The organism is Brevibacillus sp. AG, assembly GCF_028369215.1.
In the GTDB taxonomy this organism is placed as follows: Bacteria; Bacillota; Bacilli; order Brevibacillales; family Brevibacillaceae; genus Brevibacillus; species Brevibacillus porteri.
In genome coordinates, this window is the sequence record NZ_JAQMYO010000015.1 from 46443 (window position 1) to 61596 (window position 15154).

The following is a 15154-nucleotide window of genomic DNA, read 5'->3' on the forward strand; positions in this document are numbered from 1 at the left end:
CGTGTACCTGAAGTGGAGGGATCGATTATTTTCCACATTTTTATTGTTGATTCTTGGCCCTACTATTCTTATTTGCTTCCTTTTTTATGAAGAAGCCGAAGAGGCAGTATTTGTACTATACGAGACGAACATGGATGCGAATATAGGGCTCGTCGATGAACGGCTTTTGTCCCTTTTTCAGTCTATCCAAAAGGATACCGATGAATTGGCGAATAGACTGACCAGGCGAATAACAGGGGAACCATCTTTTGTCGAAGGGAAAAAGATTGGCTTCAGGCGTGAATGGACATCGAAGGAACAAGCCGTCCAAAATCTATTTGAGCGTTTCTCCCGTAACCAAAATGTGGTAGGAAATATTGTTTTTCTCGGTGAGGATGGAAGAGTTTTCTCCTTACACGAAGATAAGAGCTGGAGTACAGATAATCAATCTCTGGAACGCGAGCAATGGGGAACCGGAGAAAACAGAGTGAATTTTCTTACCAAAAGGGAGCAAGAGGGGCGGCCAAAATCATTTTTTCTCGAGAAGCGCCTGGAGAGTTCGAATCCAAAAGCTACGGGACTTTTATTGGTGGAAATCAATCTGGATAAACTGACTGACTGGATCCGTACCTATGTGGTTCCAAAAGAGTATGGCATGATGGTCCTTTCCCCCTCCCGAACCATTATGATTCACACCGATAAAGCTATGATTGGAAATCATGTTTCGGCGCTTCCTCATTATGAAATGGCACGCAGTCAGTGGGAACAATCCAATGAAAATGGACTCTTTTCGTTGCTCATCCAAGGCAAGGACATTTACATATACCGTCAAGTATCAGAAAAAAGCGGTGGTGCTTATTTTGAATGGTTGCCGAGAGAGGGGATAAACGAACGATTACAACGATTGAACCTCATCTTTTGTTTCACCCTTTTTATTGTTGTTTTATTTGCCTGTTATGTGGCTCATCGTTTATCAAAATGGATTGGTGAGCCGATCTATAGCTTGGTATCCGCCACGGACTCCTTGTTGAAAGGTGATTTTTCCATACGCGTCCCGATACAGGGGATGAAAGAAATAACGTTACTGGAGAATAAGTTCAACACGATGGCAGAACAGATGCATGCGTTAATTACTCGAGAGCGGGAGTATTCCCAACAGAGCTTGGATCAAATCGTTCGCAGCTTTTATTTAGCCGTAGAAATGAAGGACCCTTATACAGCAGGACATACAGAACGAGTTACGCACTATGCCCTTATCATTTACGATTATTTACAGCAACAGGAGCAGCTTGCTTTTTCACGAGATGATTTACGTTATGCTGGCTTAATGCATGATATCGGAAAAGTAGCCATTCCTGATCACGTCCTTTTAAAAACAGGAAAGCTATCACCTGACGAGTATGAATGCATGAAAACTCATTCCATCATCAGTGGAGAAATTGTGGAGCAGATAGAAAATCTGTCACATATCAGTCCAGGGGTAAGGCATCATCATGAGCGCTGGGATGGAAAAGGTTACCCTGATCAGCTCAAAGGGGGAGAAATTCCACTGATTGGCCGTATTCTGGCCGTAGCAGATACATTTGATGCCATGACCTCTACGCGTTCCTATCGCAAAGCTATGTCAGCAGAAGAGGCATACGAAGAAATTCTGCGATGTGAAGGAACTCAGTTCGACCCCTCCATTGTTTCGATTTTTAAGAAGGCTTTTGAAGATGGAGCTATTCAGATTACACAATCGGCGGATTGTAAGGGAAGAGTTAGTAAGGATAGAGAGATTTCCTAGCACTGGATAGGTTTACTCCTTGCTATCGGTTACTAACTTTGGTATTCTAGTTCTACCGTGCTAGACGGGGAGGTTGCGGTGCCCTGTAACCTGCAATCCGCAATAGCAGGGTTGAATTCCTATCCTAGGTTTTCTTATGTGAGGCTGCCTTATGGCGGCGGTGTTGAGGAGCGGGTCCTGTGCAACGCGAACCCATGAACCTGGTCAGGTCCGGAAGGAAGCAGCCATAAGTGGATCATCGCGTGTGCCGCAGGGTAGCCTGCTCTGAGCTGCTACCATAAGTAACGCTCGGATAAGGATTATCGAAGATAGGTGCACGGTACTTATCACGCATGTACAGATAGCATGTTTCCGAAGGGAAGCATGCTATTTTTATTTTGCGATCCAATTATTTTTTGTTGGAAATTGACGATAACTAGCGAAACATTTCCGTGCTTTTCAAGTGGATAGAATGAAGGTTTTATAAGTATTTTCACGAATTTTCATAATAGGCGGAAAGGATTTGGTTTCTTTCCTTTCAAAATACGTCATAGGCCAGGAGGGACAAGCTATGAGTGCTCTTTCTTCGTTACATCTCGTTGGCTCGTCCGGTCGATTGCAGCGGTTCATGCATCAACTGCCTACTGCCGTTTTATTGGTGAATCAAGCGGGTAGTATCGTGGAGGTCAACGAACAACTGCTTCGTGTAACCGGATATTCACGCGATCAACTTATCAATCAGCCTATCAGCTCTCTTCTTCCCCATCGAGGCTCCATGGAGCACCTATATGAGGAATATTTGCGAAAGGAAGAAGAAGTGGGAACCAAAGGCGAGGTCGAACTGGAATGGTGTAATAAACAGGGGGGATACAGGAGCACATCTGTCATGATCATGGCACAGCAAGCAGAAGAACTTCTGTACATGATCCATTTTCCCCAACTCGCAAAAGAAAGCGACCAGCTTTTGTCGCAACGATTGCTGACCAAACTGACCTATGATACAAGCATGGGCTTGTTTATCCTCGACGAGAAATCGATCATTATCGAAGCCAGTCAGACGGCGTGCAAGCTACTGGGTATGGAGAGACTGGACGTCATCAATAAACACGTTGATCAAGTATTTAGCGGCATCCCCGAACCGCATCGGTTCATTAAAAAAGAACTGTTGGAAGGCGTAAAGCTGCAAAATGTCGCGACTTCCTGGACCAATGACAACCAACGCTATGAGCTGATTGTCGACGCAAATACGCTCCAAGACGAGTCAGGGAAAACAGTAGGGGCGTTTATTCTATTCAAAGACATAACAAACCTGCGATCCTTCGCCCAAAAGCTCGAGCGGAATGAACGCTTGGCGATGATCGGGCAAATTGCTGCTGGTACAGCACACGAGATTCGCAATCCGCTTACCTCAATCAAAGGATTTCTGCAAATGTTCCTCAGGTTATTCGGTGACAGCGGCATGGACAGGGAGAAAACGTACACCGAAATCATGCTCACCGAAATCAATCGCATCAATTCTTTAGTCAGTGAATTCCTACTATTGAGCAAGCCGCGTAATATTCAATATTCTATGGTCGACTTAAATACTGTTTTTGAGGAAATTTTGCCGATCGTCGAGTCACAGGCAAATCTGTACGGAATTGATGTCCAGTTTGCCTCTCGGGGTAAGCTTCCGATGGTCGTAGGGGATACCGAGCTATTGAAGCAAGTGTTCATTAATATCTGCAAAAATGGAATAGAAGCAATGGGAGAGCAAGGGTCGCTTCGGATTTCCCATCATTTCGATCAGGATGGCGACAAAGTGAGTATCGATATTCACGATACAGGTCCGGGTATCCCGCTTTACATTATTGATAAGATTTTTGATCCGTTTTTTACGACAAAAGAGGAAGGGACAGGGCTCGGATTGTCTGTCTGCCAAAAAATCATTCACGATATTGGCGGTCAAATCCGTGTCTCCTCCAAAGGGTTTGGGACGACCTTCCATATCATGCTGCCGTATTAGGAGTAGAATGCGTCCCGCACAATTGTGAACGGGGCGTTTTTCTGTGAGACATGTCCGTTCACTTTGTACGAACGGTGGCAATCGTGTATACTGAATAGGATATAGAAGAGGACTGTGCAGATGGGGAGTGTCACACGAACATGGCTTATACCGCGCTATACCGCGTATACCGACCGCAGACTTTTCAAGACGTAGTCGGACAAGAGCATGTTACGACAACCTTGCGTAATGCTTTACGCGAAAATAGGCTGTCCCATGCCTATTTATTCAACGGTCCCCGAGGTACGGGAAAAACAAGTGCAGCCAAAATTATGGCGAAAGCAGTGAACTGCGAGCAGCCCATAGATGGCGAACCATGCAATCAATGCGATACATGTAGAGCCATCTCCAACGGTTCTGTAACGGATGTGCTGGAAATCGACGCGGCATCCAACCGTGGTGTTGAAGAGATCCGCGACATTCGCGACAAAGTGAAATTTGCCCCGAGCGACGTCAGGTATAAAGTGTACATCATCGATGAGGTGCATATGCTGACGACAGAGGCATTTAACGCTTTGTTAAAAACCCTCGAAGAGCCGCCGTCCCACGTCATTTTTATTTTGGCGACAACAGAGCCGCACAAGCTGCCAGCGACGATTATCTCTCGTTGCCAGCGCTTTGATTTTCACCGAATTCCACTGAGAGTGATGGTCGATCTTTTGCAAAAGATTTGCCAATCACAAGGGGTGCAGGTGGAGGAGCAGGCCCTGCAGCTCGTAGCGAAGATGGCTGAAGGTGGAGCCCGTGATGCTCTTAGCTTGTTGGACCAAGCGATTAGCTATAGCAAGGACGAGGTTCGTGCTAGTGATATTATGCAGATTACGGGCACAGTTGCCCAATCTTACTTTTCTGTGCTTGCGCGACATATTGCCGAAAACGATGTTGCACAGGTCATGGAGCAATTTGATAAAGTCATGGTGCAAGGGAAGGACCCGGAGCAATTCCTGCACGATTTCCTCTACTATTACCGCGATATGCTGTTATTGAAGACAGCGCCGCAGTTGGAAGAGATTGTCGAGCGGACCATGATTGATGATCAGTTTGCAGAGGTTGCAAAGCTGTACTCGTTTCCGGTGCTTTACGCAGCGATTGAGACCTGCAATCAGGCTTTGTCGCAATTAAAATGGTCGACCTATGCAAGGGTGTTGGTTGAACTGACCCTCGCCAAAATGTGCCAGCCTAATGCGAATGCGAATGCGACGGAATCTATGGGAGCCTCACCCGTTAACAGCGAGGAACTGACCGCGATGTCCAATCGCATCCGCGTTTTGGAAGAGCGTTTGGTTCAAGTGATGCAAGGTCAGGTGAGCATTCCCGGCCAACAAAAGGCCGAAGAAACGCGCAAGAACGAGCCAAGGCGTATAGCCGCCGCTTCTGGTGGTTCACGAACCCCGATGAATAGAGTCAGGGAAGTCGCGAAGGCCATGGATGAGAATTTGGCGAGACAGGTGCGCGGGCAGTGGAGTCAAATTTTGACCGAACTGAAAAAGATCAAGATCCAGTACCAGGCTTGGCTAGTCAATGGTCAACCGGTAGCTGCCGGCAATGAAGCTGTTGTCGTAACCTTCAACAGTGCCATCCATTGCGATAAGACGATGGAGGCAGAGCTTCGGAGCGTGATCGAGCGCGTTATGTCTACGGTGCTGGGCAAGCCCCTGCAGCTCTTGTCTGTCATGGAGGAAGAGTGGCAAAGTGTAGACCAGCAGGTTGGTCAAAAAGACGCTTCTGATGAGCCAGAAGAGGACCCGTTTTTGGCGGAAGCCATCAAGCTCGTCGGAGAAGGTCTTGTTGAAGTCAAAGACTAAATCATACACTCATAACCATTTAGGGAGGATACCTCAATGAAAAACATGCAGCAAATGCAACAAATGATGAAGCAAGTGAAAAAAATGCAGGAAGATATGCAAAAAGCGCAAGAAGGCTTGAAAGAGAGAATCGTGGAAGGCTCTGCTGGTGGCGGTGCTATCACTGTGAAAATCGATGGACATAAGCAAATCAAAGACATCGTGATCAAGCCAGAAGTAGTAGACCCTGAAGATGTAGAAATGCTGCAAGACCTGGTGCTAACTGCTGTGAACGATGCACTGCGCAAAGCAGATGAAATGGTAGGTAAGGAAATGGGCAAATTTACCGGAGGCATGAACATCCCAGGCCTGTTCTAAAAATTGGGCAGGAAAAGAGGAGTAGGCGATGTTTTATCCAGAACCGGTCTCAAAGCTCATTGATGGTTTTATGAAGTTGCCCGGCATTGGTCCAAAAACCGCTGGGCGGCTTGCCTTTTTTGTGCTCAATATGAAAGAGGACGACGTGCTTGATCTGGCAAAAGCATTGGTCAATGCCAAGCGTCAGCTTCATTACTGCTCGGTCTGCAACAATATTACCGATCTCGATCCATGCCATATTTGTCGGGACAAACGTCGTGACGGCTCAGTCATCTGTGTGGTGCAAGAGCCGCGAGACGTGGTAGCGATGGAGAAGACGAGAGAGTTTGAAGGGTATTATCACGTTTTGCACGGGGCGATTTCTCCTATGGATGGGATCGGTCCGGAGGATATTCGCATTCCCGACTTGTTGAAGCGCCTCGGTGACGAGCAGGTGAAGGAAGTCATTTTGGCGACCAATCCGAATATCGAAGGGGAAGCGACAGCGATGTACATTTCCCGGCTGATTAAACCTTTTGGCATTCGCGTGACGCGTATCGCGCACGGCTTGCCAGTCGGTGGAGATTTGGAGTACGCCGATGAAGTCACGCTGACCAAAGCATTGGAAGGCAGACGCGACCTGTAAGGAAATTGAAAAAGTCGTCCTTTGATCACGATGTAGTTTAAGGCTGATCATTCGACATCGAAATTGGCGTTCACCTTCGAAGTCCGGTGCTCATGTAGGTCCCCTACACTCCGCTCCTCCTTCTTCAGGTTCTCGCCACTTTCTCGGTGCTGAAAGGACGACTTTTTAAATATCACCCTAGAGAATTCAATACGAACGATATAGATTAAAAAAAGAAGACGGGGGCTGCCTGTCTTTTTTTCGTTTCGAGAGGAGGGTGCAGTATGCCGGTTATTCGTATGGAGTTTTTGATAGATGCTCCGCGACAGGACTGCTTCGATGCTGCCAGAAGCATTGATTTGCATATGGAATCGACCGCAAGCACAAAGGAGAAAGCGATTGGGGGAGTAACGAGCGGACTGATAAACCTGGGGGAGACGGTTACCTGGGAAGCCATTCACTTCGGTATCAAGCAGAATTTGACGGTGAAAATCACAGAGATGGAGGAACCGCGCTATTTCGTGGATGAGTTGGTTTCTGGCGCATTCAAACGGTTTCATCACACGCATGAGTTCATTCCGATAACGGAGAATCAGACGAGGATGATCGATATTTTTGACTACACATCTCCGCTGGGTATTTTGGGGAAGCTCGCGGATTGGTTGTTCTTGGAGGCGTATATGACGCGGTTTTTGCGGACGCGTAATGAATATCTCAAGCAAGTAGCAGAAGCACAGATAAAAGCTTTGCAATCCTGATAGAAATGCCGGACTTTTTTGAATGGACGAGACATACAGTGAAATAGGAGCGTGAGGAGATGCTGACAGGACCAGGACTGTCGCTTGCGAGTGGGATACGGCGACAAAAGTCCACTCCATGGGCGATCATGCTGTTTATTGGGTATTGGCTCATGTTTGCTGCGGAGCTATCCATGATTCGTTTTCACAAGGGGGAAGACGGAAAGTGGGTCGCTACCACCATCGGGCAACCGGAGGTATGGCTAGGATTACTTGCATTTGCAGTGACGGTATTTAGCTTCATTGCGACCGTTGGTTTTATTGTGAGCTTGCTCCGAGAAAGACGGCAGAAGACGTCATGGCTATGGCAATATGACGAACTCACAGGGAATGATGTACTGCATATTGTTGCTTGGCTGCATGTGTTTCAAACAGGCGTACTGCTGTTGTATGGGTTTTTACTGGAAGGTACCTTCTTTTCCACCGGTACGATCGGAGGGATATTGGAATCAGCTATTTTTCAACTATTCCTGTTGATTTTGATTCCGCTGTGGTTTCGTGGAAGACTGGGGGAAATCGGCGTTCGCCGACCTGTACGACTAGGCCGGATGCTGTTGATGCTCGCTGCTCTGTTTCTTTTGATTGCACTGGTGCTGGATGCGGTGGTGACTAACCCGATTGCGGACTGGTTTGGACTGTCTCTGTCATCAGAGCGAGAGCAGCTGATCGAAAAAGAGATTGTGCAGGCGAAAGAAACGGATATTTTGGCGGCGCTCACCTCACTTCTGGTCATTGGCATATTGGTTCCGATTGCGGAGGAGATTTTGTTTCGCGGCGTGATTCAGACTTATCTGGTTCGGAGAATCGGGCCCATTATGGGTATCTTCCTGAGCAGTTTCTGGTTTGGGCTCCTGCATATGGATATCGCTCTGTTCGCTCCGCTTTTTGTCATTGGACTTCTACTCGGATTCGTTCGACATCGGTACCAATCAATTTGGGGAGCTGTTTTGTTGCATGCAGTGAACAACATGACAGGAGTACTTTACTACTTTCACTGAGGGGGAAGCTTGCAGGTGAGTAGGTGGAGAAAAAAAGCGCGGTTCGTGGTGGAATGGAATGAAGCGAGCTTGGATGTGGCAGTCAATCAGGCGCGAATGGACTGGCAGCATGCTCGCCATCTTGTGGAGATCAGTGAACCGGATGGCGGTTTGGATGATGTCATTTATTATTTGCATGTGACCGAAAAGCGGTATATGTATTTGCTCGCGCAAGCAAAGCGCGAGAGGAATCGCCAACAGGCATAGGAGGAAAAGCCGATGACTACAGGGTGGGTTATAGCACTGATTGTAGTTGGGATTTTGCTGGTGATTTCCGCCAGCAAATCTGTCACGGGCCCAATCAGGTGGATTGGATTGGGGATCATGCAAGTTGTAATTGGCGCACTATTGCTGTTTTTCACCAATCTGGTTGGAGAGTTGGCTAACTTCCACATCCCGATCAACCCGGTGACGGCTCTGCTCGTCGGACTTCTCCGCTTGCCTGGATTGGCGGCGTTGATTGTCATCAAGCTATGGGTTATGTAAAGGTGTATCGATTCGGTTATCCATCGGTAAGCAAAAAAGCAACGCCGCGATCCTCGTATTTCACCCGGCTACGACTTGGCTGACGAAAGGAAGCAAGGAGGGCGAGGAGGCGTGGCAGCGCAACGATCAACGTTCCGGTGATCAAGGCGAGCGCGTATCCTTTCGAAAGCCACACATAAGCCCCGGCTGCTATCGCCATACTTCCTACGATTACCGTGAGCTCACTGCCCCGATAGACAGATAGCGGGATGGGAAGTGGATAGCCTGCACCCCACCACGGAGAGACGAGCATATCGGCAGTTGTCTTTGGCTTATGGCCGCGTAGAAGGGCATACAGTCGAAATAAAACCAAATGACAGATCGGTATTACAGGTAGAATCGCTAACGTCACAATCAGCGTATAAGCGGGTACTTGTAGCATGAAAGAGTGCGAAATAAGGGACAAGCCTAGTAACAACAGTTGAAAAAGGTAGCCGACGAATCGCCAGCGAAAACGATGGAGCAGCTTGTAGCTATAGATCGTATGGGCGGCGGTTTCCTTCATGAGAAGTCACTTCCTTTTACAGCGGTCTGGATGAATGAAAGTCTGCGTTTCCATTATCGCACAGTCGCAAATCTTGAGAAAGCTCATACAAGGAATGAAACAAGCCGTTTGTCTAGCATGACTGGACTGACGGCTTTTTGTTATGGGTAGGATAAAAGGAACGATATGGAAAATGATTCGGTAGGGCGTGATGAGGAGGGAAGGAAAGCGTGAGGCTATGGGTCATTTCAGAGGAGGTTGTAAACAGATTCGGCAATGAGCTCGGAGCGTGTGGGATTGAGCTGTCTGTTTACCAAACAGATTCCTCAGATGAAGTCGCTGATGGGTTTTTACTGACAAAAGAGACTGATGGCAAGCTTTTGCAGGAAAGGATGCAACAGCTGGGAACGGGGCCATGGCTCACACTTGTCTACGGAAGCGACGTGCCAAACGACTGGGCGAATACTTTACATGCCCAATACGAGCAAACCGGGGAACACGAGGTCATTCGCATGGCGTTATTTACCCACGAGCGTGCTTTGCTTGGAGGGGAACCCAATGGGAGATGGATGCGGTTTCTCTGTAAACTCCTCGCTCGTTACTCACTGGTATCGATGGTATGTGGGATGCGTGAGGTGGATGAAGTGCTTCGGCAATTACCGCGCTATTTGGCGTGGAAGGAGCAGTTCTACATCGAACTTGGTGCCAGCTGCGATGAGAAAGGAATTTCTCTGCTACAAGTTAGTCGCGCGCTCGGTATGGACAAACGAATCGGTCAGGGCTGGCTCTACCCTTCCCGTCAAGACTCTTCCTTCATCATTCGATGGCTTGAAAAAGAATGCAGGCTCGTTCTACAAAAAGTGAATATACAGCGGATCGTACTTTGGGGAGAGGACTGGCTATGGGAGCATATGTCTTCTGACTGGTTGGCTGAAAAAGACGTTGCGGTGTACACCGGAGAGGACAAGCCAATTCCGAACAAAAGGATGATGGGTTGGACGCTATACGATTCGTGGCAGGATGCTGTAAAGGATGCGGATTTGCTCGTGATCGGAAATGCCGCGGGAACGACCATTGCAGAGCTGCCGTTACCCGAGCTGGTTAACGCGATGAGGCAGTCCTACGTCATTGATGCGGCAGCTTGCTTCCCTGTGCAGGAAGCCCAGTCCTACTTCCAAGCCTACCGAGCTATCGGCGAAAACACGAACGTTTGGGAATGATGCTGATTATAATAGGGTATAATGGTTGATATATTGAGGAAAAGGGCAGGCGTTTTCACTATGGAAAAAGTTGCTCAGCGATGTATCGTCTGTGAACAGGAGCAGAATGACGGAATCGCCATTTGTGAGCAGTTTATCTGTCAACGGTGCGAACAGGAAATGGTCAATACCGATGTACAGGATGAAAAGTATCCATTTTTTATTCATCAGATGAGACGCATTTGGTTGCGAAAAGATGCGTGAAGAAAGAAGGCATCGGTGCATTCCGGTGTCTTTTTTTTGCTGGCCTCATGCGTGTCCAAATCATGCTAAAATAGGGGAATAAAAATAAAGGACGTGAGTCGCGCGTGTTGGAGAGAGATGTTGAATTTCGGGAGCGACAAAAGCGTGCGCCCCTTTATGAACAGCTTGAACGGCACGCCAAGCATCGGCCGCATCCGTTTCATGTGCCAGGACATAAAATGGGCCACAGCTTTGACAACCATGCCAAAAATCGCTTTCAAGACATATTGGAGCTGGATGTAACGGAAATTAGCGGGACAGATGACCTGCATCAGCCACAAGGTGTCATTGCAGAAGCGCAGGATTTGGCGGCGCAAGCCTTCCATGCGGAACAGACCAAGTTTTTGATCGGGGGAAGTACAGTAGGAAATATCGCTCTCATCATGACGGTATGCAGACCGGGCGACAAGATTCTCGTACAACGCAATTGCCATAAGTCTGTATTCAACGGCATTATGATGGCAAGAGCAACCCCGATCTTTTTAGTACCTGCTGTCGATCTGGCAACAGGAGTCGCTGCGGGTGTAAGGCGCGAAGATGTAGAGCGTGCGATGCTTGCACACCCCGATGCCAAGGCAGTGTTTTTGACGAATCCTACCTACTATGGGATGGGTATCGATTTGGCGAAAATGGCGGCTACGGTTCATCGGTTTGATGTACCGCTTTTGATAGACGAAGCTCACGGTGCCCACTACGGGTTTCATCCTGCCTTTCCGCGTTCTGCTATGCAGGAAGGTGCGGATGCTTCGGTCCAATCGACGCACAAAATGGGAACGGCGATGACGATGTCCTCGATGTTGCATATTCAGGGGGAGCGGATTGATCGTGAACGGTTGTTCCGTCATCTTGCTATGCTTCAGTCTTCCAGCCCGTCGTATGTGCTGATGGCTTCACTCGATTTAGCCAGACGTCATATGGCGCTTGCGGCGACCGAAGAGTGGAACAGGGTGTTGCCACTTTTGGACAAGTTTCGAGAGCGACTCGATCGACTGGACTGGCTGGATTGGCCGCGGTTGTCCACGAACAGCGTATACGCTACGCTTGACCCTTTGAAGCTGTTTTTTCATTTGCGAACGGCCCAATTCAGTGGATTTGAGTTGCAGAAGTGGATGGAAAAGCACGGGATTTTCTCGGAGCTGGCGGATGACTCTCATGTACTCCTTGCAGCCTCGACAGGAACATCCTCCCGTGACTTGGACGCTTTGTGGAGACTTTTTGAATCGATGGCGCCACAAGTAGAACCAGGGGAGGAACGCGTTCTTTTGACGGGAGTTGTGTCTTCCCATTATTTGCGCGAGCAGGCATTGCCGATGCATGAAGCCGTTGACTGCCCAATGGAGTCGATTCTTTTGGAGCAGGCTCTAGGACGCATTGTGGCAGAGATGGTGATTCCATATCCGCCAGGGATTCCAGTGTTGGTGCCAGGCGAGCGGATCGATGAAGAAAGTCTGACGATGCTGAAGGAATTGGCGAGAGGACAAACGCGATTCCATGGCGTACAGGACGACCAGCTACAAACGATACAGGTTTTACGATAATCTAAGCAACTGGCCTGCTACAACAGGGGTGGAAGGAGTATGGAAGTGGCAACAGGAAAGAAAGGCCGATTTATTACGATAGAAGGCGGAGAAGGGGCCGGAAAATCCACCGTCATCGCCAAGCTGTACGAAGAGCTGAAGGCGCGTGGAGTCGATGTACTTTTGACTCGTGAGCCCGGTGGAATTGATATCGCCGAAAAAATCCGGGAAATTATTTTGAATCCGGCCCACACACAGATGGATGAAAGAACCGAGGCTCTCTTGTATGCGGCAGCACGTGGTCAGCATTTAGCGGAAAAGGTGTTACCTGCTTTGGCAGAGGGCAAGCTGGTATTGTGCGACCGTTTTATCGACAGTAGTCTTGCCTATCAAGGACATGCGCGGGGATTGGGAATTGATGCTGTCTACCAGATTAATCGTTTTGCTGTTGGTGATTGCATGCCGGAATTGACCTTGTTCTTTGATGTACAGCCCGAAATCGGATTGGCGCGGATTAATGCCTCCCGTGGACGCGAAGTGAATCGTCTCGATCTGGAAGGGATGCGTTTCCATGAGCTAGTTCGCGAAGGGTATCAGCTGGTTATGGAACGCGACCCAGAACGTTTTGTCGTGATTGATGCCGAGCAGCCGATGGAACATGTATATCAATCTGCCCTACAGGCACTGCTAGACAGGTTATAAATGGTTGTTCAAAAAGTCGTCTTTTGATCAAGCTGTAAGGTTCCCTGTACCGCAGGATGATGTACATGCTGTATAATATGTTTAAGCGAAATAACGTACCAAGCCTACGTGTTTTTCATACAATGAAGAAGTCAAATTGGGAATTGATCATGGGAGAAAGGGTGATAGCCGATGAAAATGGTAGTTGCGGTCGTCCAAGATAAAGACAGTGGTCGTCTGTCTCAACAATTGGTGAAAAAAGGTTTTCGTGCTACGAAGCTGGCTAGTACGGGTAGCTTTTTACGCGCCGGTAACACAACTTTTTTGATCGGAACGTCTGACGAAAGTGTCCCGGAAGTAATCGACATCATTGCGCATAATTGCAAATCCCGCAAACAAATGGTCACTCCCGTCTCTCCACTCAGTAATGCTGTAGACTCGTTCATGCCATATCCGCTGGAAGTACAGGTGGGTGGTGCGGCAGTATTCGTATTGGAAGTCGGAGAGTTCCACTCATTTTAGTGGTTCCTTCTCTCTTTTTTTGCAACTTTCGTATATACTTGATCTCACGGGGATAAACCCTGTATTGGATCGGGTGACGGAGGTGGCGATATGAAAATCAGTGATGGGTTACGGCCTAAACTGGACTTGATTAAAACGACGGATTCACGTAAGAATCCTCAACTGGAAAAGCTGAATTTTGGCACGATGATTCAAGGAGAAGACGAACGTATGTCTCAGGAGAAGCTTACCCGGCTACTGACAGACATAGACAGGCAGGGACAGATTCTTGCTCGTTCCCGCGCCGTTCGTGACTTCTATGCTTATAAAAATCTCGTCAAGCAGTTCATGGAAGAGGCTGTGAAGTTTGGCATTGCCTTGGACGATAGACGAGGAATGAATCGGCGTGGCCGCAGCAGGCTGTACAAAATCGTCAAAGAGGTGGATGCAGAGCTGCTCAAACTGACAGATGAGCTCTTGAGCGAGCAGGCACCAACGATTGATTTGTTAGCCAGGATTGGCGAAATCCGCGGCATGTTGATCAATTTGTATTTTTAGTGGGTGTGAAACCATCATGACATGGACCCGTTTTTCTCAGCAGCCACGAGCACAGGAACTGCTGTATCATAGTTTGCGCAACGAACGACTGGCACACGCCTACTTGCTGGCGGGTCCCAAAGGTTCAGGTAAAAAGCAGATGGCCCTGCATCTGGCGAAGTCCCTTTTTTGTTCGGAAAGGGAGGCAGACGCCTGCGGGGCCTGTGTTACATGCAGGCGCATAGAGGGTGGCAATCACCCGGATGTGTTGTTTATTACGCCTGATGGGGCTTCGATTAAAATCGACCAGATCCGTTCATTGCAAAAAGAAATGGCGATGCGCGCTGTCGAGTCGTCACGCAAGGTATATATCATCGAGCACGTCGATAAAATGACGACACAGGCTGCCAACAGTCTGCTCAAGTTTCTGGAGGAACCGCCCGCCGGTGTACTGGCACTGCTTTTGACAGAGCACAGCCATGCGATTCTTCCTACGATTTTATCTCGATGCCAAATCGTTCAATTTTCACCACTTTCTGCAGAATTGATTGCGGAAAAGTTGCGTGCAGAGGGCGTTTTAGCGGGAATGGCGCAGGTTGCTTCCCACATTACGACAAATGTGGAAGAAGCCATGACACTCAGCCAATCAGAATCGTTTGCACAGCTAAGAAATCTAGTGATACAATTGGTGCAGGAGTGCAAACAGCGCAATTCATCTGCACTCTTAACGATCCATGATATGTTGCAAAAGAGCGACAAAAGTAAAGAGGAACTACCCCTCTTTTTAGATTTGCTCATCCTTTGGCTGCGCGATATCCTGTATTTGCAAGTAGGCAGGCATGCCCATCTCATTAACAGCGACCAACAGGATGTGCTGCAAGGACAAGCACTGGTATGGACAAAAGCTGAGCTCTTGCGTGGGATAGATTTGGTCATGGAGACGAAAAATCGGATAGAGCGAAATGCCAACGCACAGTTGGCTCTTGAGCGGTTGGTTCTTCAATTCCAGGAGGGATAAC

17 protein-coding genes and 1 other RNA gene are annotated in these 15154 nt (G+C 48.2%); 17 read left to right on the forward strand and 1 reads right to left on the reverse strand.

The window, feature by feature from the left end; genetic code table 11:
• Position 1: 1 nt before the first annotated feature.
• From POF51_RS28160 to POF51_RS28205, 10 genes are all read left to right on the forward strand, one after another.
• Positions 2–1765, forward strand: a complete 1764-nt coding sequence (locus POF51_RS28160) for an HD domain-containing phosphohydrolase (RefSeq protein WP_069852533.1) — start codon at positions 2–4, stop codon at positions 1763–1765.
• A 55-nt stretch (positions 1766–1820) separates the two neighbouring features.
• An RNA gene (ffs, locus tag POF51_RS28165) (signal recognition particle sRNA large type) lies at positions 1821–2085 on the forward strand.
• A 230-nt stretch (positions 2086–2315) separates the two neighbouring features.
• Complete coding sequence (locus POF51_RS28170; protein ID WP_069852535.1) at positions 2316–3749, forward strand: PAS domain-containing sensor histidine kinase; 1434 nt, start codon at positions 2316–2318, stop codon at positions 3747–3749.
• Between the two features lie 140 nt (positions 3750–3889).
• Positions 3890–5593, forward strand: a complete 1704-nt coding sequence (gene dnaX, locus POF51_RS28175; protein ID WP_069852537.1) for a DNA polymerase III subunit gamma/tau — start codon at positions 3890–3892, stop codon at positions 5591–5593.
• Between the two features lie 45 nt (positions 5594–5638).
• Positions 5639–5950 carry a YbaB/EbfC family nucleoid-associated protein gene (locus POF51_RS28180; protein ID WP_026042919.1) on the forward strand — a complete coding sequence of 104 codons (312 nt, stop codon included), beginning with the start codon at positions 5639–5641 and terminating at the stop codon, positions 5948–5950.
• Between the two features lie 28 nt (positions 5951–5978).
• Positions 5979–6575 (forward strand): recombination mediator RecR, encoded by a 597-nt coding sequence (recR, locus tag POF51_RS28185; RefSeq protein WP_017246916.1) that lies wholly within the window; start codon positions 5979–5981, stop codon positions 6573–6575.
• Positions 6576–6838: 263 nt separating this feature from the next.
• The gene (locus tag POF51_RS28190; RefSeq protein WP_069852538.1) at positions 6839–7312 is read left to right on the forward strand and encodes an SRPBCC family protein; all 474 of its coding nucleotides are present in this window, start codon (positions 6839–6841) and stop codon (positions 7310–7312) included.
• Positions 7313–7371: 59 nt separating this feature from the next.
• Positions 7372–8349, forward strand: coding sequence for a CPBP family intramembrane glutamic endopeptidase (locus POF51_RS28195; RefSeq protein ID WP_069852540.1), 978 nt, complete (start codon positions 7372–7374; stop codon positions 8347–8349).
• 15 nt (positions 8350–8364) lie between these two features.
• Complete coding sequence (locus tag POF51_RS28200; protein WP_012683849.1) at positions 8365–8595, forward strand: DUF2508 family protein; 231 nt, start codon at positions 8365–8367, stop codon at positions 8593–8595.
• A 12-nt stretch (positions 8596–8607) separates the two neighbouring features.
• The gene (locus tag POF51_RS28205) at positions 8608–8874 is read left to right on the forward strand and encodes a pro-sigmaK processing inhibitor BofA family protein (protein WP_271756536.1); all 267 of its coding nucleotides are present in this window, start codon (positions 8608–8610) and stop codon (positions 8872–8874) included.
• A gap of 16 nt (positions 8875–8890) precedes the next feature.
• Here the strand turns inward: POF51_RS28205 and POF51_RS28210 are convergent, their stop codons facing one another.
• Positions 8891–9418, reverse strand: coding sequence for a hypothetical protein (locus POF51_RS28210; RefSeq protein ID WP_271756537.1), 528 nt, complete (start codon positions 9416–9418; stop codon positions 8891–8893).
• 209 nt (positions 9419–9627) lie between these two features.
• Here POF51_RS28210 and POF51_RS28215 point away from each other — a divergent pair, with 209 nt between their 5' ends.
• From POF51_RS28215 to holB, 7 genes are all read left to right on the forward strand, one after another.
• Positions 9628–10617: a hypothetical protein gene (locus POF51_RS28215; protein ID WP_069852546.1), complete on the forward strand. Its 990-nt coding sequence runs from the start codon at positions 9628–9630 to the stop codon at positions 10615–10617.
• A 60-nt stretch (positions 10618–10677) separates the two neighbouring features.
• Positions 10678–10860: a sigma factor G inhibitor Gin gene (locus POF51_RS28220; RefSeq protein WP_007719893.1), complete on the forward strand. Its 183-nt coding sequence runs from the start codon at positions 10678–10680 to the stop codon at positions 10858–10860.
• 104 nt (positions 10861–10964) lie between these two features.
• The gene (locus POF51_RS28225) at positions 10965–12437 is read left to right on the forward strand and encodes an aminotransferase class I/II-fold pyridoxal phosphate-dependent enzyme (RefSeq protein ID WP_271756538.1); all 1473 of its coding nucleotides are present in this window, start codon (positions 10965–10967) and stop codon (positions 12435–12437) included.
• Positions 12438–12476: 39 nt separating this feature from the next.
• Positions 12477–13118, forward strand: coding sequence for a dTMP kinase (tmk, locus tag POF51_RS28230; RefSeq protein WP_017246923.1), 642 nt, complete (start codon positions 12477–12479; stop codon positions 13116–13118).
• A gap of 171 nt (positions 13119–13289) precedes the next feature.
• Entirely contained in the window at positions 13290–13619 is a 330-nt protein-coding gene (locus tag POF51_RS28235; RefSeq protein ID WP_069852550.1) for a cyclic-di-AMP receptor, read from the forward strand.
• A gap of 90 nt (positions 13620–13709) precedes the next feature.
• Positions 13710–14156 carry a YaaR family protein gene (locus POF51_RS28240; protein ID WP_007719898.1) on the forward strand — a complete coding sequence of 149 codons (447 nt, stop codon included), beginning with the start codon at positions 13710–13712 and terminating at the stop codon, positions 14154–14156.
• Positions 14157–14172: 16 nt separating this feature from the next.
• Positions 14173–15153 (forward strand): DNA polymerase III subunit delta', encoded by a 981-nt coding sequence (holB, locus tag POF51_RS28245; RefSeq protein ID WP_069852552.1) that lies wholly within the window; start codon positions 14173–14175, stop codon positions 15151–15153.
• The last annotated feature ends 1 nt before the right edge of the window (position 15154 follow it).